Below are 24,122 nucleotides of genomic sequence, written 5' to 3' on the forward strand. Positions count from 1 at the left end.
AATATTGCACAGGTTTTCTGCTTTCTTATATCGCACATAGAAACCCAAGGAACAGAGGTTAAGTGCTTGTAGCAATAAAAAATAATGTAGAAAAGGAGTGAGAACATGGTATTTAACACCGGAGCAGCGCTTCTTGATGCAATCGTACTTGCGGTCGTATCCCGGGAGAAGGAAGGAACGTATGGATATAAGATCACCCAGGACGTAAGGAAAGCCCTGGATGTGTCGGAATCCACCTTATATCCGGTATTGCGGCGCTTGCAAAAAGATGAATGCCTTGAAGTCTACGATATGCAGTTCGACGGACGGAACCGCCGTTACTACAAAGTGACGGAAAAAGGCATGGCACAGCTCAATCTGTATCAGATAGAGTGGAAGAACTATTCGAGAAAGATTACGGCAATGTTTGAGGGAGGTGTAACTGTATGAGCCGCATAGAATTTATGAATGAACTACGGGCACTGCTCTTGGAGTTGTCTGCAGAAGAACGGGAAGAGGCGATGCAGTATTATAATGATTATTTTGATGATGCCGGCATAGAGAATGAAGCGGCGATCATAGCTGAACTGGGAAGCCCGAGAAAGGTAGCGGATACCATCAAAGCCGGACTTGCAGGTGCCGACGATGAGAGCAGTGAATACCGGGAGACCGGATACAGGGATGTCCGTTTTGAGTACACGGAAACGCCTGCGACGCATGAGGAAGTCAAAGAGGCCCAAAAGGCAGAGCGGGAAGAAAAACAGAATCAATATCAGAACCAGTATCAGTACCACACAGATGAGCAGATGTATGATCAGGGAAGCTACCGCAGCACCGGGAAAAGCGATTCCGAAAAAGGCGGACCCTGGACCAGCAATACGCTGAAGATTATTCTCATCGTTTTGATCGTACTGATAGGCGCGCCGATCGTGATTCCGGTCGTATTCGGGATACTGGCGGCTGTTTTCGGAATCCTCGTTGCCGTCGCTGCCATTGCTGCCGGACTTCTCTTTGCAGGAATCGGCATCGTGATCGCAGGCATTGCCTGCATTGGCGCCGGAATATCCCAGATCTTCTATTCCCTTCCGGTGGCGTTTGCCCTGATGGGAGCAGGACTTCTGGCAGTGGTTCTGGGAGTACTTCTTACCGTCCTGACCTGGTGGCTCGCACTTAAGATCATACCGCCGGTATTTCGCTGGTTTGTGGAGCTTTGCCGGAAGCCCTTTCAGAAAAGGAGGAATCAGATGTGAAAAAAGGATGGAAAATATTTTGGATCGTGATCGCGGTGATCTCGGTCATGGGAATCACCTTCTGTGGAATCGCTCTTTGTATGGGAGTGAGTTTCCAAGACTTGAATTATCGATATTCCGGCAGCAGGCTGGCAAGACTGCTGGAACGGTGGCACGATGATGACATAGATGACTTGGACGATATCCTGGAAAATGATTGGGATAACATTTATGACGAAGAGTGGTTTGATGACGACTGGACAGATTCCGGACATCATCACCACGGCTCAGGAAAAACGAGCACTCTGTCCGAGTGCGATTTTAAAGACATTACCGAGTTAAAGCTGAGTCTCGGAAGATGTAAAGTAAATGTGAGAACAACGGATCAGAATTGTATCCATATTGATACCTCGAAACTCTATTATCCGGAGTACAACATGGAATTAAGCGTGAAGCACGAAGGAAACACGCTCAGCATAGTGACCCTGAAAGAAGGAGAAGTCTGGGACGTCATTACCGCCATCAAAAACCACGAAACCAACGGGCTCGCAGGTACCCTGGATATCTATATCCCGCAAAATCTCCATCTGACCCGGGCCGAACTGGAACTAGGCGGATGCGACGCTAATTTTACAGGACTTACCGCTGACGAAGTTACCATTCAAAGCGGAGCGACAGACTGCGATCTGGAAAATGTGATCTTCGGCACCCTAAACGCAGAAGTAGGAGCCGGCGATCTGGACCTTAGCGGCACCATCTCAGGCGATATCACCGCCAGATGCGGAGCCGGTGACATGGACCTGAAACTGACCGGAAAAGAAACCGATTACAACTATTCCCTGAAATGCGGAGCCGGTGAAATCGAAATAAACGGCCACGAATACGGCGGCCTTGCCAGTGCCAAAAAAATAGACCACGGCAGCAGCAAAACCATCGACATCGCCTGCGGAGCCGGCGATGTAACCATCGAATTCACCCACCACTAGACCATTTATAAGTATAGAGACCTCAGTGAAATTTTTTCATCGCATAAAAACAAAGATACTATTAAATACTTATAACAAACAGTGAGCAAAACCAACCAAATAACGATACACAGTTTTTTATCAAAAAGGAGGAACCACTATGGAACAAAAACGATTATACAGATCAAGAGAAAGCCGCATGCTCTGCGGCGTCTGCGGAGGAATTGCCGAATACTTTAACCTAGACCCCACCCTGGTGCGCCTTGCAGCAGTCCTCCTCATCTTCGTCAGCTTCGGGAACGCCCTCCTGGCCTACTTCATAGCCGCCATAATCATTCCTGACGCCGTGTAGAATAGATGAGCGCTTTACAGTTTCTGCAATAGTAATAGATTATGATAAAACCAAGAATAAAATTTGAAAAACATGAGTTATTCCGAAACTGTAATAGTCTTTACAGAAATCTAAGAATGAAATTAAAAAAAGAAGATATTCCAAATTGCCGAGATACTGTAACGGAAGCCGCAACATGCTTTAGACAACCAAAAACATGAAACCCGCTAATTCGTCAGTGTCCTCCCGGCGAAAAAGCGTCAGCCCCGCGAGAGAATATCTCTATGCAAAGCCGTAAAAAACGCCGGCACTTAGATGGCAGAAGCCGCCATACGCGGCGCCCTGGCATCTTAGTTGCCGAGCATGCCTAAAATAAGGTCCAGTGGACCTTATTTCGGTATCGCTGCGTTTTTTTCCGAGCGAGAGCGTGCTTTGCATAGAGATATTCTCTCGCGGGGCGTCCCTCTTTCACCAACACAACCTTGAATAACTTATCCCCCACCTGGCAATACTCCCACTAAAGACCATAATAATAGGAGTTGATAGAACATGTCACCAAAAAAAGAAAAGAAACTAACCCGTCAGGATATCACCCAGATGGAGGGAGAAGAAAAATTAAAATACGAAATCGCCGAGGAACTCGGCCTTCTCGATAAAGTCCTCGACACAGGCTGGCGTTCCCTCTCCTCTAAGGAGACCGGAAGAATCGGCGGACTTATTTCAAAAAAACGAAAAGAATTTGAAAAAAAGTAACAAGAATATTAACAACTATGAAGATTTTGCGACTCTGGTTGAAAAAACACATCAGGATTGATATAATTGCATGGCTAAGATGTTGCTATATGGACAGGAAAGTACCATGATGATAGACAGGTGAAGCTATGGATAAAAAAATGAATGTGTTAGATGTACAGCTGGATGACTACACTGCAAAAGATGCCATGAAAGCCGTCACTGGTTTTATGCAGACAGAACCGGTCAGTACAGTCGAGATTCTTACCGTAGATGTTCTCATGCGTGCCTCTGAGACGGAAGGAATAAAATCCAGCTTAGAAGAACTGGATCTGGTTCTTGCAGGAGATGAAGCTATTCTCGAAGCTGCGGAAGTGACGGAGAAGAAAAAACTCCAGGATGTCCAGAACCAGAGTTTTCTTAAAATGTTGTTCCACTATTTCCACAAGAGCCGGACCAGAGTGTTTGTGCTGGTAGATGCCAAAGAGGAGATTGATGCGGCCAGGGCATTTCTGGAAGAGAATTATAGAGGAATTGAGATCGCGGGAATCGAGGTGGTGCCGGACGATGAGTCGGCTGATGATATGATCATCAACCGGATCAATGGGGCGGAGGCAGACTGTGTCCTTGCAGGTCTTTCTTCACCGAAGCAGGAGAATTTTATCTGCCGTGTCCATGGCGTTCTAAACGCCAGATTATGGCTCGGAGTCGGCAAAGGCGGAACGCTTTCTTCGAAGAAGACCGGAGTTAAAGAACGCTTCCGTGATTTCTGGGAGCGCAAGATCCTCAAAAGAGAGGTAGAAAAAAAGCGAAAAGAAATATAATGCTACCTACAAGATATGGTGCGTGATTAATTATTGTAAACTATGTCTAGTTGTAAAACAGTATATTTTCAAAAAAAATCTGAGGAAATGCATAAAAATGTGCGATTTCCTCTTTATTTTTTTGGTGATTTGTATTAAAGTATAGGTTAAGTAAATATGCGTTTCCAGAATTTCGGGGGAAAGGTATTGTGGAAAATGTATAGCGATGGAGGAAAAGCGTATGATATCAAATCAGATACTGCAAAACACGATTGAAGGGTTAAAAGCAATTACCAGGATTGACCTGGGAGTAATGGATACTGACAGCAAAGTGCTGGCTACTACCTTTTCTGAGCCCGGAGATTATGAGAGTGCGGTCCTTTCTTTCGTAGAGTCGCCGGCAGAGAGCCAGGTCATACAGGGGTGTCAGTTCTTTAAGATTTATGATGAACATCAGTTGGAATATATTCTGATTGCCAGTGGCGGAAGCGAAGATGTGTACATGGTAGGAAAGATTGCAGCCTTCCAGATTCAGAACCTTTTGGTTGCCTATAAAGAGCGGTTTGACAAGGATAATTTCATCAAGAACCTGCTTCTTGACAACCTTCTGCTGGTAGATATTTATAACCGTGCTAAAAAATTACATATTGACACTGAGGTGAAACGTGTTATCTTTATAGTTGAGACTTCACACGAGAGGGACATTAGTGCGCTTGATAGTATGCGTTCCGTTCTCGGAAACAGAAGCCGCGATTTTATCACTGCGGTTGACGAGAAGAATATTATCGTAGTCAAGGAATTGGCGGAAGGAGACGGCTATCCGGAGATGGAGAAGACGGCTCAGGAGATTCTCGAACTTCTGAAATCCGAGGGGGAGGAGAACGTGCGTATTGCGTACGGTACCATTGTGGGCGATATCAAAGAGGTTTCCAAGTCCTACAAGGAGGCGAAGCTTGCCCTTGACGTAGGCAAGATATTCTTTGATGAGAAAGAAGTCATCGCATACAATACTCTTGGGATTGGCCGTCTGATCTACCAGCTTCCGATTCCTTTGTGCAAGATGTTTATTCGTGAGATTTTTGAGGGGAAATCACCGGACGAGTTTGACGAGGAGACACTTACCACGATCAACAAGTTCTTTGAGAACAGTCTGAATGTCTCCGAGACTTCCAGACAGCTCTATATTCATAGAAATACGCTTGTTTACCGTCTGGATAAATTACAGAAAAGCACGGGACTGGATCTGCGGGTATTTGAAGATGCCATTACCTTCAAGATTGCGCTTATGGTAGTAAAATATATGAAATACATGGAGACGCTGGAGTATTGATAATTAATTAGGAGGAGCATATGATAGAACTTAGAGAAGTGACGAAAGAATACTCAAAAGGGATAGCTGCGCTTAACGGTGTGAGCCTTAAGATCGAGCAGGGTGAATTCGTTTTCGTCGTAGGGGACAGTGGTTCGGGTAAATCTACTCTGATCCGGCTTCTGATGAAGGAGATTGATCCTACGTCCGGAACGATTATCGTGAACGGGCAGAATCTGAACCGTATGAGGCATCGCCAGATTCCCAAATATCGTAGGGGAATCGGCGTAGTGTTTCAGGATTTCCGTCTTTTGAAGGACCGGAATATTTATGAGAACATTGCATTTGCCCAGAGGGTCACGGAGAAATCCACCCGTGTCATCAAACAGAAAGTGCCGGCAGCGCTTTCTCTTGTGGGACTGGCACAGAAATATAAAGCATTTCCAAAGGAACTGTCCGGAGGGGAACAGCAGAGGGTAGCGATTGCCCGTGCGGTCGTGAATGAACCGGCGATTCTGCTGGCGGATGAGCCTACGGGAAACCTTGACCCGACGAATTCGTGGGAGATTATGAAACTTCTGGAAGAGGCGAACGAAAGAGGAACTACGGTACTGGTAGTTACTCACAACCAGGAAATTGTAAACGAGATGAAGAAACGCGTTATTACAATGAAGAAGGGTGTCATTGTCAGCGACGAACAAGAAGGTGGGTATAGAAATGAGAATTAGTACATTAGGATATTCTATGAAACAAGGGGTTAAGAATATCGGAAGAAACAAGATGTTCTCGCTTGCATCAGTTGCCACGATGGCGGCGTGTATCTTCGTGTTTGGCCTGTTTTTTTCGATTATCATGAACTTTCAGTATATCGTACATAAAGCAGAGGAAGGGGTAGCGATCACGATCTTCTTCAACGAAGACGCCACCCAGGCCGAGATCGATAATATTGAGAAGAGACTGAAGGAGCGTGACGATGTAACAAAGATCAATTATGTTTCGGCGGATAAGGCGTGGGAGACCTTCAAGGATGAATACTTTGGAGAGGCTAGTGAACTGGCAGAAGGATTTAAGAATGATAACCCACTTGCCGGTTCCGATAACTTTGAAGTTTTTATGAGCGACGTTTCCGCGCAGAAGGACGTGGTTTCATTTGCAGAGTCGCTTCCGGGCGTGCGAAAGGTGAAGAAATCTGATGTAGTTGCAAATACACTGACCAGTGTAAATAAACTGGTGATGTATGTTTCGATTGTTATTATTGCAATCCTGCTGGCAGTTTCGGTGTTCCTGATCAGCAATACCGTTACCATGGGCATTACGGTCAGAAGAGAAGAGATTGCGATCATGAAATATATCGGAGCCAAGGACAGTTTTGTGCGTGCTCCATTTATCATAGAAGGTCTTTTGATTGGATTAATAGGAGCGGTGCTTCCGCTTGTGGCCTTATATTTTATGTACACCAAAGCAATCGCTTATATTTTACAGAAATTTAGTCTTTTGAATAATATCCTGGACTTCCTCCCGGTGACAGAAGTGTACAGAACACTCCTTCCGGTAGGGATTCTTCTGGGAATCGGAATCGGTTTCCTTGGAAGCTTCTTTACGATCAGAAAACATCTGAGAGTGTAGGAGTAATAGATAGAGGCGTGCCGGGAATTGGTGATTTTAAAGCCCGGGCAAGCGGGCGAAGGAACAGGACGGCGAAAGAGCGAAAAGTTAGGGTGATATAAATGAAAAAAGGAAAAAAACTGCTGAGTATATTGATGATTGGAGTCCTTTGTATGGGAATGACCCTGAATGCAAAAGCGGACGACATCTCAGATGCTAAAAAGGAGCAGGAAAGATTGGAAGCGGAGAAAAAAGCGGCTGAGGCTGAGAAGGCGGATCTGTCCAATAAGTTAGATTCGATTATTGAGGATTTGCAGGAGACAGAGGACAACCTACATAAAAAGGAGCAGGAGATTAATGAGGCGGAGACCCAGCTTGTTGTGGCGAAAGCGCAGGAAGATGATCAATATAATGCCATGAAGCTCCGCATAAAATATATGTATGAGAACGGGAATACGGAGTTTTTTGAGATTCTTCTGGATTCTAAAAGTATCTCAGATCTCCTGAATAAAGCAGAATATATCAATAAGATTTCCCAGAAGGATCGGGAACTGCTGACGGAGTTCCAGAATATCCGTAAGGAGATCGAGGAGCGTGAGGCAGCTCTTAAGAAAGAATATGCAGAGCTGGAAGTGCTGCAGAATGAGTTGTCTGAGAAGCAGGCGAATGTGGAATCGCTTTTGAAAGAGAAGAACCTGGAGATTGACAATCTTTCCTCCGAGATCAGCAAAAATGCAGATAAGCTGAAGGAACTGATCGCGGCAGCCAAAGCGGCGGAGGAGAGAAGAAAGCAGGCTGAGAGCCAAAGTGCTTATCAGCCGAACGGCGGTAATAATCAGACGGTGATAACGGGAAATGGAACGTTATCGCATCCAATTCCGGGAGCTTACATTACCAGTGGATTCGGATACCGTGTGGCGCCGACTGCAGGAGCTACCAGCAGGCACGATGGCATCGATTATGGTGCAGGGACGGGGACGCCAATCTACGCGGCAGATTCCGGTACAGTGATTACGGCGCAGTATAATAGTGCCAGAGGGTATTATATTGTGATCAATCACGGAAACGGTATGCAGACCTGGTATCAGCACTGTAGTGCTATGTATGTAAGCGCAGGGCAGACAGTAAGCAGAGGCCAGAATATTGCGGCGGTAGGCTCAACGGGAATCGTGACCGGACCACATCTGCATTTTGAAGTGCATGTTGGCGGAGTACCGGTGAATCCGCTGAACTATCTGTAACATATAGCTGAATTTTTGGAAGTGGAGTATATGGAAGAACATCATAGCAACAAACAGTTTTGGCAGGGGGCGCTTGCGGGCGCCCTCGTTATGTTTCTGGTCGGAGCAGCCGTCTTTTTTGGAATGCGCCTGGGAAGCGGTAGTGCAGGGGGCGGTGAGAAAGAAAAGACGGAAGTAACTGCAGCAAATGATCAGAAACTGGAAAATTTAAAGAGATTAGTAGATGCAAAGTTTCTCTATGCAGACGAGATTGAAGAGGGGGCTATGCAGGAAGGGCTTTATAAAGGGTATATTGAAGCTCTGAATGACCCTTATTCCGTGTATTATGATGAGGAGCAGACGCAGAAGCTGATGGAGAGTACCCAGGGTGAGTATTCGGGAATCGGTGTGGTAATGTCCCAGAATATAGAGACGAAGACGATTACTGCTGTGCAGGTGTATAGCAATAGCCCTGCAAAAGAAGCCGGAGTAGAAGAGAATGATATCCTGTATCTGGTAAATGGAGAGAAAGTGGCAGGAAGGGATTTGGCGGATGTTGTGCAGGATATCCGTGGAGAAGAAGGGACCACTGTGGAGATCACGGTACTTCGGGGAGAGGAACTGAAGGAAGTGACGCTTGAGGTGGAGCGTCGCAAGATCGAAGTGGACACTGTGGCGTATGAGATGAAGGATGACCAGATAGGGTATATCCGGATCACGGAGTTTGATTTGGTCACTTATGCACAGTTTACTGCGGCTTTTGAGGAACTGGAGAAGGAAGGCATGAAGGGCCTTGTTGTGGATCTTCGGGCCAATCCCGGTGGAAATGTGGATACGGTCTGCCAGATTCTTGATTTGATTCTTCCTGAGGGGACGATCGTTTCCACCAAAGACCGGTCCGGGAAGGAAACGGTGATGGAATCAGATGAGGAGCATCAGTTCACGAAGCCGATAGCGGTTCTGGTCGATGGAAACAGTGCCAGTGCTTCCGAGATTTTTGCCGGAGCCGTGCAGGATTATGGACTTGGCCCCGTAGTCGGTACGACCACATATGGCAAGGGTATCGTACAGACGGTGTATGACCTGAAGGACGGAACCAGTCTGAAAATTACGACATCTGAGTATTTTACGCCAAATGGGCGTAATATACACGGAAAAGGGATTGAGCCGGATGTGGAGGCAGAGTATCAGAGAGATGAGAACGACCCGCAGGCGGATAACCAACTGGAGGCCGCGCTTAAAGCAGTACGGGATCAGTTTTAACAAATGAAAAATTTCGCAAATTTTGAGGGAATGCTTTTTGGGCATTCCCTTTTAAGTTTGGGTATGGTATATTGAAATCATGATAAAAAAGAAAGGATTCAAGGATATGAGACTGTTAATTCAAAACGGGCATGTGGTTGATCCGGCAACAAAGCTGGATGCTGTGTGCGATGTACTGGTGGAGGACGGACGTATTGCGAAGGTGGCCAGGCAGATTGAAGAGACGGCAGAGCAGGTCGTAGATGCTTCGGGTCTGTATGTGATGCCCGGCTTTATTGATCTTCACGTACATCTGAGAGTTCCGGGTCTGACCTATAAAGAGGATCTGTCGACAGGAGGCGCGGCGGCGGCCAGAGGCGGTGTGACGACAATCTGCGCGATGCCCAACACGAAACCGGTGACGGATACCAAAGAGATGATAGAGGAATTATACCGAAGAGCAAAGGAGGAATGCCCGGTCCATGTGATTCAGATCGGAGCAGTCACAAAGGGACAAAAAGGCGAGGAGCTGGCTGATATTTCAGGTATGGCTGCGGCGGGCTGTCACGCGATCAGCGAGGACGGCAAATCCGTGATGAATGCTTCTTTGTACCGCAAGGGAATGCAGGAGGCAAAGAAGGCGGGAATCTCTGTGTTTGCGCACTGTGAGGATATCACGATGGTGGAAAAGGGCGTGATGAATGCAGATGAAAAGGCGAGGGAGCTGGGACTTCGGGGCATCACCAACGCGGTTGAGGACGTGATCGTGGCAAGGGATATCCTGCTGGCAAAGGAGACGGGCGTAAGGCTTCATCTTTGCCATTGCTCCACGAAGGACAGTGTGGAGATGATCCGTCTTGCCAAGGAAGAAGGACTTCCTGTGACCGGAGAAGTCTGCCCGCACCATTTTACACTATGTACCGATGATATTCTGTCAGATGACGGGAATTATAAGATGAATCCGCCGATTCGTGCGAGAGAGGATATGGAAGCGCTTCGGGCAGGGCTTGCAGCAGATATCATGGATGTGATCTCGACAGACCATGCGCCTCATGCCAGGGAGGAGAAGGAAGGATCCATGAAGGACGCGGCATTTGGAATCGTAGGGCTTGAGACGAGTGCGGCGCTGACGTACACGGAGCTTGTGGATACAGGGCTTCTCACAGTCATGCAGATGGCCGAGAAGATGAGCTATAATCCGGCAAAGATTCTGGGACTTGCAGATAGGGGAAGCGTATCCGAGGGGAAGACTGCGGATCTGGTCCTTTTTGATCCCGCAAAAGAATATGCGATAGATAAGACAAAATTTGTATCCAAAGGGAAAAACACACCGTTTGACGGTTATCCGGTCAAAGGCGAAGTGGCTGTGACGATCGTAGACGGGAAGATTGTATTCCGGAGGGAATAGTTAAATCAGGGAGGAAGAGACATGATTAATAAACTGATAGCAAACATTAAAAAAACGGGTGCACCAATCGTAGTAGGGCTCGACCCTATGCTTTCTTATGTGCCGGAGCATGTGCAGAAAAAGGCTTTTGCCGAGTTCGGCGAGACGCTGGAGGGCGCAGGTGAGGCGATTTGGCAGTTCAATAAGGAGATCGTAGATAAGACCTACGATCTGATTCCGGCGGTGAAACCGCAGATTGCAATGTATGAGCAGTTTGGAATCCCGGGACTGATGGCATTTAAGAAGACGGTAGACTATTGCAAAGCGAAAGGCCTGGTAGTGATCGGAGATGTAAAGCGCGGGGATATCGGTTCAACTTCGGCAGCGTATGCCGTAGGACATCTGGGAAGAGTCCAGGTAGGCGAAAAGAGTTACGTTCCGTTCGACGAGGATTTTGCGACGGTGAATCCGTACCTGGGTTCTGATGGTGTAAAACCGTTCGTGGAAGTCTGCAAGGAAGAAAAGAAGGGGCTATTTATTCTTGTAAAGACCTCCAATCCGTCCAGCGGTGAATTCCAGGACAGATTAATAGACGGACGTCCGCTTTATGAATTAGTGGGCGAGAAGGTAGCGCAGTGGGGCGAAGACTGCATGGGTGAGAAGTACAGTTATATTGGCGCTGTTGTGGGAGCGACTTATCCGGAGATGGGAAAAGCACTCAGAAAGATCATGCCGAAAGCTTATATTCTGGTACCGGGCTACGGCGCGCAGGGCGGCAAAGGAAAGGATCTGGTACATTTCTTCAATGAAGACGGCCTGGGCGCGATCGTCAATTCTTCCCGCGGTATCATTGCGGCTTATAAGCAGGAGGCTTACGCAAAATACGGTGCTGAGAATTTTGGCGAAGCGTCAAGAGCAGCAGTGGAAGCGATGGCTTTGGACATTCGTGAGAGCCTGGAGCAAAGATAAAGAGAATCAGGAGAGTTGGCATGGCAGAGAAAAAGAGAGAGTTGGCAGTGGTAGTATCGCAGGAGAGGCTGGCAGAAGGAATTTTCAGTATGTGGCTTCAGACGGAGGCGGCAAGGAGTGCGCTTCCGGGACAGTTCATCTCTATGTATACGAATGACAGCAGTAAATTACTCCCGAGGCCGATCAGTATCTGTGAGATCGACAGGGAGAATATGCGTCTGCGCGTGGTATACCGCGTGACGGGCGAGAATACGGGAACCGAGCAATTTTCCCGAATGAAAGCGGGCGATACGCTTCCGATGATCGGACCTTTGGGAAATGGCTTCCCGCTGGAGGCCGGAAAAGGCAAACGCGCCTTTCTTATGGGCGGAGGAATCGGAGTTCCGCCGATTCTGGAACTGGCAAAGGAACTGGAATGCGAGGCAAAGCAGATTGTTGTGGGCTATCGGGATGCACAGACCTTTTTAAGAGAAGAATTCGAGCAGAACGGCAGGCTTTATATTTCCACCGAGGACGGAAGTGTGGGAACCAGTGGAAACGTGATGGACGCGATCCGGGAGAATGCTCTGGAAGCGGATATTATCTATGCGTGCGGCCCGATGCCGATGCTGCGGGCAATCAAGCAGTATGCCATGGAGCATGGAATAGAAGCGTGCTATATTTCTCTGGAGGAGAGAATGGCATGTGGAATCGGAGCCTGCCTGGGGTGTGTCTGCAAGACGAAGAAGAAGGACCACCACAGCAATGTGAACAATGCAAGAATCTGTAAAGACGGACCGGTATTTTTAGCTTCGGAGGTGGAGATCTGATGGATATGTGCGTGAATATAGCCGGAGTAGAGTGGAAGAATCCGGTGACAGTGGCATCGGGGACCTTTGGCTCCGGTGCAGAATTTGAGGCATTTGTAGATTTGAATAGGCTTGGCGCTGTGACAACGAAGGGCGTGGCGAATGTGCCGTGGGAAGGCAATCCGACTCCGCGTGTGGCAGAGGTGGCAAGCGGTATGATGAATGCAGTGGGCCTTCAGAATCCGGGAATCGATCTCTTCTGCAAGAGGGATATTCCGTTTCTTCGGAAGTACGATACGAAGATCATTGTCAATGTCTGCGGAAGGTCTAAGGAGGACTACTGCGAAGTCGTAGAGCGGTTGTCAGAAGAGGACGTGGATATGCTGGAGATCAACATTTCATGCCCGAATGTAAAAGAAGGCGGTATCGCTTTTGGACAGAATCCTGCGGCGGCGCAAGAGATCACGAAAGCGGTGAAGCGGTATGCGAAGCAGCCGGTCATCATGAAGCTGAGTCCGAACGTGACGGATATCGCGGAGATGGCGCGGGCAGTAGAGGCTGGCGGAGCAGACGCCATTTCCCTCATTAATACACTGACGGGAATGAAAATAGATATTAACCGCAGGCAGTTCGTGCTGGCAAATAAGACCGGCGGTGTGTCCGGACCTGCAATCCACCCGATCGCAGTGCGTATGGTCTACCAGGCAGCACATGCGGTGAAGGTGCCGATCATCGGAATGGGCGGTATTGCAAATGCGGCGGATGCCATCGAGATGATCCTGGCGGGAGCAAGTGCAGTTTCTGTCGGAACTGCCAATTTCCATAATCCGGCAGTTACCATGGAGATCGTGGACGGTATTTGGGCATATATGCAGAAATATGGATTTGAGCATGTGTCGGATATGGTTGGAATTGTAAAATAGAGTTATATGGAAGGGGCGGATAGTTTTTTGGAATTACCGCCCCTTTTGGATAGGATTTTGAAGGCAATTCCGGTCAAATTCCTGAATTGAAATTATGTAGTAGATATGATAGAATTGAAAGGAATTTAATAATTCTTTTCCTGATTTCGTTAGGGAAGGAGGCAGTGATGCAAGAATCACTAGACGGAAAAGAATTAGGAACGAAAGAACGAATACAGGAAATAGAGACTAAAAAATACGTCAGTGTGGAGGTTTTAGGGAATATGGAACAGTATAAGCAGGAATTTATTGAATTTATGGTAGAGAGTAAGGTGTTGAAGTTCGGAGATTTTACTCTGAAAAGCGGCAGAAAGTCTCCGTTTTTTATGAATGCGGGCGGATATGTGACAGGAACACAGCTCAGAAAGCTGGGAGAATACTACGCAAAGGCAATTCACGACAACTATGGTCTGGATTTTGATGTCCTGTTTGGACCGGCTTACAAGGGGATCCCGCTTGCCGTTGCGACGACGATGGCGATCAGTGAGCTTTACGGAAAGGATATCCGTTACTGCTCAAATAGAAAAGAAGTGAAGGATCACGGCGATACCGGAATTCTTCTTGGAAGTAAATTAAAGGACGGCGACCGGGTCGTGATCATTGAGGACGTGACAACGTCCGGCAAATCCATCGAGGAGACCTTCCCGATCCTGAAGGCACAGGCAGATGTCGAGATCAAGGGACTTATCGTATCTCTGAACCGTATGGAAGTGGGAAAGGGCGGCGAAAAGAGTGCGCTGGAAGAGATCAGGGATCTGTACGGATTTGAGACTGCGGCGATCGTAAGCATGGCAGAGGTGACAGAATGCCTTTACAACAAGCCGGTAAACGGAGAGATCGTGATCGATGATACGATCAAAGCAGCGATAGATGCATACTATGAACAGTATGGCGCAAAATAGAAGGAGGAAATTCTATGACAGAGAAAGCGTTTAAGACAATGGGAAATGCAGGGGCGGCGAATCTTGCGATCGGAATTACCCTGATCGTGGTGGGAATTGCTTCCGGTGTGGTTCTGATCATTAGCGGAGCCAGATTATTTAAAGAAAAAAGAGGACTTACATTTTAGGAAGGAAGCGCTTGATTGAAAGCAAAGAATAGAAAAAGATTTCGAATGCTGGGAAAGATCCTGTTTGTGCTATATATTGCATTTCTTCTGTATTTTTTGATATTTTCCGACTGGTACGGGCGAGGCAGGGTGATGGACGATTACCGTTACAACCTGGTGCTGTTCGCGGAGATCAGGCGGTTCTGGACATACCGTGATATGCTTGGCTGGGTATCGTTTGCAAATCTGTTTGGTAATGTCCTGATTTTTATGCCGTTCGGCTTTTTCATGCCGATGGCGAGTAAATACCGCAGTTTTTTTCTGACTACAGTTTATAGCTTTGCCCTTAGCATGCTGGTCGAGGTCTTTCAGCTCGTGTCGAAGGTGGGCAGCTTTGATGTAGATGACCTTTTGCTGAATACCATCGGCGGAATTGTGGGATATGTTAGTTTTGTGATTTGTAATGCGATAAGGAGATGGCATGATGAGAATCGGGCGGGAAAAGGAAGCCGCACGCGAGCGGGAAAGAGATCGTGAGCGCAGAAAAAGAGGCAGCCGGAAATATGGCCAGGCGAAATTAAAGCATGCCCGCAAGGGGATTATGTCCTGCGTTCTGGCTGTGAGCGTATTTCTGATCTTTTTATTCCTGATTTTGACGGCATTTTTCAGTAAGGGACAGTCTGCGGCTATCATAGGCAGTTTAGGTTTGCTTACGACCGTTCTGGCGTTTTTTGGAGTGACACTGGGCCTTAAAGGAATGCGGGAGAGGGATAAGAACTACCTGACCTGCAAGATTGGTCTGGGAATCAATGGCTTTATTATTTTGTGCCTGGCGGCCGTATTTATAAGGGGGTTGATATAGATGGAAGAACGATATTATCTGACGTTAGAGAGGATTATGAAGATTCTGTGTGAAGAGACGATTAAAGAGCCTTACCGTGCGTACTTCCGGCATGTAGCAGATTTTCTTCTCAGAATTCATGATATTCGTGACAGTTATCACACAAAGGTGAGAAATGAAGCAGATGAAGAATGGCTGGCTAAAGAGCTGGAGATGCTCTATCACGATGTTCTGCCCGAACATTACGAAAACTCCTATGCCAATCCGGCCTATGCGGTCAAGGTGCTTGGCGAAGAGCTGGGGGCATTCCTTGGCGCGCTCTACGCAGAGCTTCGAGGCGGGATTGCCTATGTGTTTGAAGAGCGGGACGAATATGTGGTGATTGGAAATGAACTATTTATTGAGATTTATAACCGGTTCGAAGAGGAGGAAGAACCCTCTTTAAAGAGTCTGAAAGAGATTTTTTACTGGTATGCAAGTGATTATTGTGATGTGCTTGCGGCTGACAGGATTCGGGAACAGGTCGATCCGAAAGCGCAGCCGTTCCTGCTTCATATGATCATGGACAGTGATCTGACGGATTTTCGCTATCTGTACCGATACGGGGAGTATGTGGGGGAGAATGAGCGAAGAACGGCAGAATATCTGAATGCGCTTCCGCAGGAGGTCATTGATCAGATGGCGGATACCTATACGGAAGGATTCCGGGTAGGTTTTGTGAATACAGGAAAGGATCTGTCGAAAAAATCTTCCGTAAATATCCGTTATGTCCTGGGATTTGAGCGTGTGGTAAGAAAGGCCGTTCAGAATTTCAGAGAGCTGGGACTTGAACCGACGATTTACCGTGCGGCAGCGAGTGTGATCACAAGGCCGCGCGTGGGAAAGAATGGTTTCTTCGGGGCGCAGGTAAATAAACAGTACGATTATGACCATAAAGACGATATTGGTCTGGTGCTCGATAAGCAGTTCATGGAAAGAAAGCTGGAAGTGATGCGCACCGTTTTTGAGCAGAATAAGGAATTGGCAGGGAAGTTCGCTGGCCCGGCGGTGATGGAGGTGTTCGGCGAGAAGCCATTTGCGCCGGTGTCTAAGCCGGAGGCAATAAAACTTACGAAGGAGCAGGAGGAGCTTCTGCTCATGATGAATTCCCGGGCAGGGCAGCTCACGAACCAGTACATCAAGGGGGAAGAGAGAAGTTTCACCATTATTTCTTGGCCTCTGCCGGAAATCGGGGAACGATACGAAGAGATTTTCCATGAGATTATACGGATCAATACCTTAGATGCCAAGGTCTATGAGAAGGTGCAGCAGACGCTTATAGATGCGCTGGATCAGGGAGAGTATGTGCACATTCTTGGAACGAATGGAAATAAAACGGATCTGAGGGTGCAGCTTTATCCGCTTGCTGATCCGCAGAGGGAAACTTGTTTTGAAAATTGTGTGGCAGATGTGAATATTCCGGTGGGCGAAGTATTTACTTCTCCGGTATTGGAGGGGACGAATGGAACGCTGTTCGTGAGCAAGGTATATCTGAATGAATTGCAGTACCGGAATCTGGAGATCAAGTTCGAGGAGGGACGCACCACCACATATTCCTGTACGAACTTTGAATCGGAGGAAGAGAACCGGAAATATATTCAGGACAATATACTGAATAACCACCCGTCTCTGCCGCTTGGCGAGTTCGCCATCGGAACCAATACGACGGCTTATGTGGCGGCGAAGAAATATGAGATCGCGGATAAATTACCGATTCTGATCGCGGAGAAGATGGGACCGCATTTTGCAGTGGGCGATACCTGTTATAGCTGGGCGGAGGATAACCAGGTCTTCAATCCGAACGGGAAGGAGATCGTGGCGAAGGAAAACAGTGCCAGCGCCTTAAGGAAGGAAAATCCGGAGAAGGCCTATTTCCAGTGCCATACGGATATCACGATCCCCTATGAAGAATTGGGAGAGATCAGCGTGTATACGGGAAGCGGAGAAAAGATCGAACTGATCCGGGACGGCAGATTCGTACTGCCGGGAACGGAGATCCTGAACCAGCCATTAGATGAGGCAGAGTAACTGGCGGGCTTAGATAACTATAAAAAGAAAATTTGATGGAACAGAATGGGGAATAGAGCGTCCTGAATCCGAATCGTTTTAAAATGTTTTAAAACATATTGGGAAGAAACTCATCTTTCGGTTGACAGCCGGAAACAGGATTAGTAAAATATCTTATGTTAAAGTGGTAGTAATAAAATACACATAGAAGAAAGGGAGAAAGTTATGCCAAAAGTAGGAATTGTAATGGGCAGCGACTCTGATATGAAGATCATGAGCAAGGCTGCTGACATGCTGGAAAAGTTCGGTATTGACTACGAGATGACGATCATTTCCGCACATCGTGAGCCGGACGTGTTCTTCGAGTACGCGAAGACTGCGGAGGAGAAAGGGTTCAAGGTTATCATTGCAGGGGCAGGTATGGCAGCGCATCTGCCGGGAATGTGTGCAGCGATTTTCCCGATGCCAGTAATCGGTATCCCGCTTTCAAGTAAGAATCTGGAGGGTGTGGACGCACTGTATTCTATCGTACAGATGCCGCCAGGAATCCCGGTAGCGACCGTTGCGATCGACGGCGGAGCCAATGCGGCAATTCTTGCGGCAAGAATTCTGGCTATCTCTGATCCCGAGCTGCTTGAAAAATTGAAAGCATATACGGTCGAGATGAAGGAGACTGTTCAGAAGAAGGCAGAGAAACTCGATAAATTAGGGCACAAAGGCTATTTGGAGCAGATGTAGAGAGCTGTGATGGCTTGGCCTATAAGGAGGATATGAGATGGATTACAAGAATGCGGGTGTAGATATTGAAGCTGGTTACAGATCAGTAGAGCTGATGAAGAAGCATATTCAGCAGACCATGAGAGAAGAGGTTCTCGGAGGAATCGGCGGATTTTCCGGAGCATTTTCTATGGAGAAGTTTAAAAATATGGAAAAACCGACTCTGGTTTCCGGTACGGACGGAGTAGGAACCAAACTGAAACTGGCGTTTCTTCTGGATCGCCATGATACCATCGGTATCGACTGTGTCGCAATGTGTGTCAATGACATCGCATGTGCAGGCGGGGAGCCGCTGTTCTTCCTTGACTATATTGCCTGTGGAAAGAATGAGCCGGAGAAGATCGCGACCATCGTGAGCGGCGTGGCAGAAGGCTGTAAGCAGGCGGGCTGTGCATTGATCGGTGGAGAGACCGCGGAGATGCCGGGGTTCTATCCGACAGACGAGTATGATTTGGCCGGATTTGCAGTAGGTATCGTAGACGAGAAAGACCTGATCACAGGAAAAGATCTGAAACCGGGCGATGTCCTTATTGGTATGGCATCTTCCGGCGTACATAGCAACGGATTCTCTCTGGTGAGAAAAGTATTTAACATGAAGCCGGAAGTGCTGAATGAAGAATATGACTGTCTGGGAGCGAGACTCGGAGACGTTCTTCTGGCACCGACCAAGATTTATGTGAAAGCTCTGCGCAGCGTAAAAGAGGCCGGAGTGAAGATCAAAGCCTGCAGCCATATTACCGGCGGCGGGTTCTATGAGAATGTACCGCGTATGATGATTGAGGGAACTCATGCGGTGATTAAAAAGGACAGTTATCCGGTACCGCCGATCTTCCGTATGCTTGCCGATGACGGCGATGTGGAGGAGAGCGTAATGTACAACACCTTTAACATGGGTATCGGTATGATCGTTGCTGTTGATGAGAAAGAGGTAGACGCTGCAATGCAGGCAATGCGTGAGGCAGGAGAAGAGCCTTATGTGGTCGGCTATGTAGAGGCAGGAGAAAAAGGAGTAACCGTATGTTAAGGATTGCAGTTCTGGTATCCGGCGGAGGAACGAACCTGCAGGCGATCATCGATGCGGTGGAGAACGGCATGATTACGAATACCGAGATCGTCGGCGTGATCAGCAATAATAAAAATGCGTTTGCGCTTCAGAGGGCGGAAAATCATGGTATTTTTGCCCAGTGCATCTCGCCGAAGGATTTTGAGAGCAGAGAAGAGTTCAACCGGGTGTTCCTGGAGAAACTGAATGAATTGCATGCTGATCTGGTAGTTCTGGCAGGATTTTTGGTCGTGATTCCGGAAGCTATGATCAGAGAGTACAGGAACCGGATCATCAATATCCACCCGTCACTCATTCCGTCTTTCTGCGGGACAGGCTATTACGGGCTTAAGGTGCATGAGGCGGCCCTTGCGCGCGGCGTGAAGGTCGTAGGAGCAACGGTGCATTTTGTAGATGAAGGGACGGATACCGGACCGATCATTTTGCAGAAAGCGGTCGAGGTGGAGGACGGCGATACGCCCGAGGTACTCCAGCGACGCGTGATGGAGCAGGCGGAATGGAAGATTCTGCCCAGAGCCATTGATCTGATCGCCAACGGAAAAGTGGAAGTTCAGGGCAAAAAAGTGAGGATCAGCAAGTAAATTTATCATAAAGGAAAGCGGCAAAAGGTATTTTGACGCGCATGATACATAAACGTACAGAAGGAGGTCGCTATGAAGGTATTGATCGTAGGCGGTGGCGGAAGAGAGCACGCAATCGCATATTGTGTGGCAAAGAGCAGCAAGGTGGAAAAGATGTACTGTGCACCGGGAAACGCAGGAATCGCAGAATTTGCAGAGTGCGTTCCGATTGGCGCGATGGAATTTGAAAAGCTGGTTGCTTTTGCGAAAGAAAATGAGATTGACCTGGCAATCGTGGGAATGGACGACCCGCTGGTAGGCGGACTGGTAGATAAGTTTGAGGCGGCGGGAATCCGTGCGTTTGGACCGAGAAAGAATGCGGCGATTCTGGAGGGAAGTAAAGCATTTTCCAAGGATCTGATGAAAAAATACGATATCCCGACTGCGGCCTATGAGAACTTTGAAAATGCCGAAGAGGCCCTTGCTTATCTGGAAACAGCAAAATTCCCGATTGTGCTTAAGGCGGACGGCCTGGCTCTGGGAAAAGGCGTGCTGATCTGCAATACTCTGGAAGAGGCAAAAGAGGGCGTGCAGACGATCATGCTTGATAAAAAATTCGGCGATTCCGGAAATACCATGGTCGTAGAAGAGTTTATGACCGGACGTGAGGTTTCCGTACTTTCATTCGTTGATGGAAAGACGATAAAGACCATGACCAGCGCACAGGATCACAAACGTGCGAAAGATGGCGATCAGGGACTTAACACCGGCGGAATGGGAACATTTTCACCGAGCCCGTTCTATACCGACGAAGTAGATGCGTTTTGTAAGAAATATATTTACCAGAAGACCGTAGATGCGATGCGAGGAGAGGGCAGAGAGTTCAAGGGAATCATTTTCTTCGGACTGATGCTGACGCCGGACGGACCGAAGGTTCTGGAGTACAATGCCAGATTTGGCGATCCGGAAGCGCAGGTCGTTCTGCCGAGAATGAAGAATGATCTGATCGATGTGATTGAGGCATGTATCGACGGAACCCTGGATCAGGTGGACTTAGAGTTCGAGGACAATGCGGCTGTCTGCGTCGTGCTGGCGTCCGACGGATATCCGCTTTCTTATGAGAAGGGACTTCCAATCAGCGGACTTGACGAGTTCAAAAAGCATGACGGATACTATTGTTTCCATGCCGGAACCAAATTCGACGGCGATACGATCGTGACAAATGGCGGACGTGTGCTTGGAATTACGGCAAAGGGAAGTGATCTTAAGGAGGCGCGTGCGAATGCGTACAAGGCTACCGAATGGGTAGAGTTCGCAAATAAATATATGCGTCACGATATCGGAAAGGCGATCGACGAGGCGTAGGGTAGGCGACCATGGCCTAAAACAGAATAAAGTAATTACCCGCAGGAATGCATGTTAGATGGGAAAATATGCATCTTGCGGGTTTTTTGTTGTGGTGAAATAAGGGGAATGGTATGATGGACAAAAGAAATATGCTGAAAATAAAGAAAAGGCGAAAAAAGTGAGAGAGTAATAATTGGAATTTCCGGAAGGGAAATGGATTGGGATATGAAGGAAACTGTAGGAGGGAAGGAAATCTGGGAATGAAGTTGAGATTGATTCGCATTTCAGAAGGAGAAGAGGAAATCGTGATCCGCTATCGGGAAATGAACAGCCATCTCCAGTCGATTGTAGCATTGGCGCGGGGAGCAGAGCCGAAAATCAGGGCCGTATGGGAAGGTCGGGAGATTTTTCTTTTGCCGGAAGAGGTGTATTATTTTGAAAATGTGGACGGCGTTACCTATGCATATCTGGTCGACAAGGTGGTGCGGGTAGGAGAAAGCCTTAGAGAAATTACTCTGACCTATGAAGACAGGGGATTTTTCCGGTGCTCAAAATCTATGGTGCTGAATATCCACAGGATCAGCTACCTGAAAAGCGAGCCGGGCAATCGAATCCGTGCGACCATGGAAAACAAAGAACAGGTGATGATTTCAAGAAAATATGCCAAAGAGCTGAGAAAGGTTCTGAAAGGAGGAGCAGATGAGGAGGAAAGGTAGGCCCCGAAACAGGTTCTGGAAATATTTGTCTCTGGAGATTGCAATAGAATATAAGGCGTGTCTGTATACTTTTTGTATCCTGGTATTTTACTGCGCATATCGGCTGTTAAACGGCGTGTTCGAGGCGCAGATCCTGCACCTTTGTGAAATGTTCGTATCGGCATATGTGATAGGCTATTTTCAAGTATATGTGCTTGGAAATTTTGATGAATCGGATAAGCTGGGAGGAAAGGAGTGTGCATGTATTGCTGTCTGTACACTGCTGTATGCAGGGGTGTCCGTATTTTTCAAATGGTTTGACCGGAATTTGTATGTGACGGCAGGCTTTTGTGGATTTTTGGTCTTATGTTATTTGTGTGTGCTAGTTATTAACAGGTTGAAACGGGCTATTGATACCGAGAATTTGAACAGTATGCTTGTAAGGTTTAAGCAAGGGGAGAGGGAACGGCTGGCCGAGGAAAGGAGAGAAGATGAAGACGGAAAATACAGTGATTGAGATTCGAAATTTGACGAAATTTTACGGGAAACACCGGGGAGTACAGAATGTTTCCATGAAGGTCGAAAAGGGAGATATCTTCGGGTTTTTGGGACCTAATGGGGCGGGTAAATCGACGACGATCAGGAGTATGCTGGGACTGCTTCGTTTTCAGAAGGGGGAGATCCGCCTGCTGGGAAAAGATGCGGTAAAAGAGAATAAGGAAATCCTGCGTGAAGTCGGATATATGCCCTCTGAGGCGATGTTCTACCCGAATATGAAGGTGAAGGAGGTCATTCGGTTCGCGGCTCAGGCCAGGGGACTTCACTGTGAGAAGGAGGCGGACCGGATCTGTGAAATGCTGGAAGTCGACCGGGAGAAGAAGGTGCGGGAGCTGTCGCTTGGCAACCGGAAAAAAGTGAGTATCGTGTGTGCAATGCAGCACAAACCGAGGCTTCTTGTCTTAGATGAACCGACTTCGGGGCTTGATCCTTTGATGCAGGAAGTATTTTTTAAACTGATCCTGGAATATAACCGGCAAGGGACCACATGCTTTCTTTCGTCGCATGTGCTTTCGGAAGTGAAACGGTATTGCCGTAATGCGGCGATCATCAGGGAAGGGGTGGTGATTCGCCAGGATACGGTGGAGAATCTGACACGGACGAATGTGCGCAAGGTGAAAGTGCGGCATGATGGAAAGGAAGAGCGGTTCGTGTATACAGGAGAGATGGGAGAACTGCTTCAGCGTCTTGGAAAAATGAATGTGGAGGACCTGTTGATAGAGGAACCTTCTTTGGACGAGGTGTTTATGCATTATTATGACTCCAAAGAGGAAGAGGGCGGTGTGATGTCTGCGGAAAAAGGAGGAGAGCATGGTAATATTTAAGCATGAATTAAAAATGAATTTAAAATCGCTTTTGATATGGTCGGTTTGTGTGGGATTTACCTGTTTTGGCTGTCTGATTTTGTTTGGCAGTCTGGAAGAGTCCATAGAAGAAATGGCGGGGGCCTATTCGAATATGGGAGCCCTGTCGACGGCGATCGGATTGGATAAAATCAGTATTGCGACGATAGAAGGATTCTATGCGACGGAGATTGGGCTGATTTTTGCCATAGGAGGCGCGATGTTTGCTGCGATGACAGCGGTGGTGATGCTGGCAAAAGAGGAGGAGGGGCATACCGCGGAATTCTTGTATACGCTGCCGCTGGGAAGAGGGAGAGTGGCAGTGGAAAAGTATGCGGCAATGCTCGCGCTGGTTCTGCTTTTTAATGGGATTTGTATTTTGTGGTCGGTGGCGGGATTTGTGCTTGCAGGCGACCTGCCGCCCGGGAAGGAATTCGGACTATATCATGCGGCTCAGCTTCTGATGCAGCTGGAGGTGGGAAGTGTCTGTTTTTTGATTTCCGCAGTCAGCCGGAAGAAACAGGTGGGAGCGGCTCTGGGGTTTGCCGTCTTCCTGTACGTGATGGATTTGGTATGCAGGCTGATACCGGATATGGAAAATCTGAAATATGTGACACCATACTATTTTTCTAATGCGGCGGACATTTTTACGGAAAAGGCGGTGGACCAGGTGATGGCGGGGATTGGGGCCGTTGTCCTGGTCGTTTCGGCAGTAGCGGCGTTTGGAATATATACAAGAAGAGATCTTATGGCTTAGAAAATGTCCAAATATGGGCAAGATGATTTCCGAAAATGGACAAATATATTTCCAAAAATGGAAATAT

28 protein-coding genes are annotated in these 24,122 nt (G+C 47.7%); all 28 read left to right on the top strand.

Going from position 1 to position 24,122, the window contains the following annotated elements; genetic code table 11:
• Window positions 1-105 precede the first annotated feature (105 nt).
• Entirely contained in the window at window positions 106-429 is a 324-nt protein-coding gene (locus tag ABXS75_05675) for a PadR family transcriptional regulator (GenBank protein ID XCP86292.1), read from the top strand.
• The gene (locus ABXS75_05680; protein XCP86293.1) at window positions 426-1,229 is read left to right on the top strand and encodes a DUF1700 domain-containing protein; all 804 of its coding nucleotides are present in this window, start codon (window positions 426-428) and stop codon (window positions 1,227-1,229) included. Before ABXS75_05675 ends, ABXS75_05680 begins: the two co-directional genes overlap by 4 nt.
• Window positions 1,226-2,194, top strand: a complete 969-nt coding sequence (locus ABXS75_05685; protein ID XCP86294.1) for a DUF4097 family beta strand repeat-containing protein — start codon at window positions 1,226-1,228, stop codon at window positions 2,192-2,194. Before ABXS75_05680 ends, ABXS75_05685 begins: the two co-directional genes overlap by 4 nt.
• 139 nt (window positions 2,195-2,333) lie before the next feature.
• On the top strand, window positions 2,334-2,525 hold the full coding sequence (locus ABXS75_05690; protein ID XCP86295.1) for a PspC domain-containing protein: 192 nt from the start codon (window positions 2,334-2,336) through the stop codon (window positions 2,523-2,525).
• A 528-nt stretch (window positions 2,526-3,053) separates the two neighbouring features.
• Window positions 3,054-3,257 carry a small, acid-soluble spore protein, alpha/beta type gene (locus ABXS75_05695; GenBank protein ID XCP86296.1) on the top strand — a complete coding sequence of 68 codons (204 nt, stop codon included), beginning with the start codon at window positions 3,054-3,056 and terminating at the stop codon, window positions 3,255-3,257.
• Window positions 3,258-3,385: 128 nt separating this feature from the next.
• On the top strand, window positions 3,386-4,060 hold the full coding sequence (locus tag ABXS75_05700; protein ID XCP86297.1) for a WecB/TagA/CpsF family glycosyltransferase: 675 nt from the start codon (window positions 3,386-3,388) through the stop codon (window positions 4,058-4,060).
• Window positions 4,061-4,280: 220 nt separating this feature from the next.
• Entirely contained in the window at window positions 4,281-5,369 is a 1,089-nt protein-coding gene (locus ABXS75_05705; GenBank protein ID XCP86298.1) for a helix-turn-helix domain-containing protein, read from the top strand.
• A 20-nt stretch (window positions 5,370-5,389) separates the two neighbouring features.
• Window positions 5,390-6,076 (top strand): cell division ATP-binding protein FtsE, encoded by a 687-nt coding sequence (gene ftsE, locus ABXS75_05710; protein XCP86299.1) that lies wholly within the window; start codon window positions 5,390-5,392, stop codon window positions 6,074-6,076.
• A complete protein-coding gene (gene ftsX / locus ABXS75_05715; protein ID XCP86300.1) occupies window positions 6,066-6,974 on the top strand; it encodes a permease-like cell division protein FtsX in 909 nt (302 codons plus the stop codon). The genes ftsE and ftsX overlap by 11 nt, the downstream gene beginning before the upstream one ends.
• A 101-nt stretch (window positions 6,975-7,075) precedes the next feature.
• A complete protein-coding gene (locus ABXS75_05720) occupies window positions 7,076-8,194 on the top strand; it encodes a peptidoglycan DD-metalloendopeptidase family protein (protein XCP86301.1) in 1,119 nt (372 codons plus the stop codon).
• 30 nt (window positions 8,195-8,224) lie between these two features.
• Window positions 8,225-9,436: a S41 family peptidase gene (locus ABXS75_05725; GenBank protein ID XCP86302.1), complete on the top strand. Its 1,212-nt coding sequence runs from the start codon at window positions 8,225-8,227 to the stop codon at window positions 9,434-9,436.
• Between the two features lie 106 nt (window positions 9,437-9,542).
• Window positions 9,543-10,823, top strand: coding sequence for a dihydroorotase (locus ABXS75_05730; GenBank protein ID XCP86303.1), 1,281 nt, complete (start codon window positions 9,543-9,545; stop codon window positions 10,821-10,823).
• Window positions 10,824-10,844: 21 nt separating this feature from the next.
• Entirely contained in the window at window positions 10,845-11,771 is a 927-nt protein-coding gene (gene pyrF, locus ABXS75_05735) for an orotidine-5'-phosphate decarboxylase (GenBank protein XCP86304.1), read from the top strand.
• Between the two features lie 20 nt (window positions 11,772-11,791).
• Window positions 11,792-12,580, top strand: coding sequence for a dihydroorotate dehydrogenase electron transfer subunit (locus tag ABXS75_05740; GenBank protein ID XCP86305.1), 789 nt, complete (start codon window positions 11,792-11,794; stop codon window positions 12,578-12,580).
• Window positions 12,580-13,482 (top strand): dihydroorotate dehydrogenase, encoded by a 903-nt coding sequence (locus ABXS75_05745; GenBank protein ID XCP86306.1) that lies wholly within the window; start codon window positions 12,580-12,582, stop codon window positions 13,480-13,482. Before ABXS75_05740 ends, ABXS75_05745 begins: the two co-directional genes overlap by 1 nt.
• 263 nt (window positions 13,483-13,745) lie before the next feature.
• A complete protein-coding gene (gene pyrE, locus ABXS75_05750; GenBank protein ID XCP87091.1) occupies window positions 13,746-14,423 on the top strand; it encodes an orotate phosphoribosyltransferase in 678 nt (225 codons plus the stop codon).
• A 14-nt stretch (window positions 14,424-14,437) separates the two neighbouring features.
• Window positions 14,438-14,590: a hypothetical protein gene (locus ABXS75_05755; GenBank protein XCP86307.1), complete on the top strand. Its 153-nt coding sequence runs from the start codon at window positions 14,438-14,440 to the stop codon at window positions 14,588-14,590.
• 15 nt (window positions 14,591-14,605) lie between these two features.
• Window positions 14,606-15,106, top strand: coding sequence for a VanZ family protein (locus ABXS75_05760; GenBank protein XCP86308.1), 501 nt, complete (start codon window positions 14,606-14,608; stop codon window positions 15,104-15,106).
• Window positions 15,051-15,431, top strand: a complete 381-nt coding sequence (locus tag ABXS75_05765; protein XCP86309.1) for a DUF6142 family protein — start codon at window positions 15,051-15,053, stop codon at window positions 15,429-15,431. The genes ABXS75_05760 and ABXS75_05765 overlap by 56 nt, the downstream gene beginning before the upstream one ends.
• Window positions 15,432-17,477 carry an aminopeptidase gene (locus ABXS75_05770; GenBank protein XCP86310.1) on the top strand — a complete coding sequence of 682 codons (2,046 nt, stop codon included), beginning with the start codon at window positions 15,432-15,434 and terminating at the stop codon, window positions 17,475-17,477.
• A gap of 204 nt (window positions 17,478-17,681) precedes the next feature.
• On the top strand, window positions 17,682-18,194 hold the full coding sequence (gene purE / locus ABXS75_05775) for a 5-(carboxyamino)imidazole ribonucleotide mutase (GenBank protein XCP86311.1): 513 nt from the start codon (window positions 17,682-17,684) through the stop codon (window positions 18,192-18,194).
• A 37-nt stretch (window positions 18,195-18,231) separates the two neighbouring features.
• Window positions 18,232-19,257 carry a phosphoribosylformylglycinamidine cyclo-ligase gene (gene purM, locus ABXS75_05780; GenBank protein XCP86312.1) on the top strand — a complete coding sequence of 342 codons (1,026 nt, stop codon included), beginning with the start codon at window positions 18,232-18,234 and terminating at the stop codon, window positions 19,255-19,257.
• Window positions 19,251-19,877, top strand: coding sequence for a phosphoribosylglycinamide formyltransferase (gene purN / locus ABXS75_05785; GenBank protein ID XCP86313.1), 627 nt, complete (start codon window positions 19,251-19,253; stop codon window positions 19,875-19,877). The genes purM and purN overlap by 7 nt, the downstream gene beginning before the upstream one ends.
• Before the next feature lie 72 nt (window positions 19,878-19,949).
• Window positions 19,950-21,221: a phosphoribosylamine--glycine ligase gene (gene purD, locus ABXS75_05790; protein XCP86314.1), complete on the top strand. Its 1,272-nt coding sequence runs from the start codon at window positions 19,950-19,952 to the stop codon at window positions 21,219-21,221.
• A 242-nt stretch (window positions 21,222-21,463) separates the two neighbouring features.
• Window positions 21,464-21,919, top strand: a complete 456-nt coding sequence (locus ABXS75_05795; GenBank protein ID XCP86315.1) for a LytTR family DNA-binding domain-containing protein — start codon at window positions 21,464-21,466, stop codon at window positions 21,917-21,919.
• A complete protein-coding gene (locus ABXS75_05800; protein ID XCP86316.1) occupies window positions 21,903-22,415 on the top strand; it encodes a DUF3021 domain-containing protein in 513 nt (170 codons plus the stop codon). The genes ABXS75_05795 and ABXS75_05800 overlap by 17 nt, the downstream gene beginning before the upstream one ends.
• Window positions 22,390-23,280, top strand: a complete 891-nt coding sequence (locus ABXS75_05805) for an ABC transporter ATP-binding protein (protein ID XCP86317.1) — start codon at window positions 22,390-22,392, stop codon at window positions 23,278-23,280. Before ABXS75_05800 ends, ABXS75_05805 begins: the two co-directional genes overlap by 26 nt.
• Window positions 23,267-24,055, top strand: coding sequence for an ABC transporter permease subunit (locus ABXS75_05810; GenBank protein ID XCP86318.1), 789 nt, complete (start codon window positions 23,267-23,269; stop codon window positions 24,053-24,055). The genes ABXS75_05805 and ABXS75_05810 overlap by 14 nt, the downstream gene beginning before the upstream one ends.
• The last annotated feature ends 67 nt before the right edge of the window (window positions 24,056-24,122 follow it).

It is taken from the genome of Roseburia hominis, from assembly GCA_040702975.1.
Taxonomy (GTDB): Bacteria; Bacillota; Clostridia; order Lachnospirales; family Lachnospiraceae; genus Allocoprococcus; species Allocoprococcus hominis_A.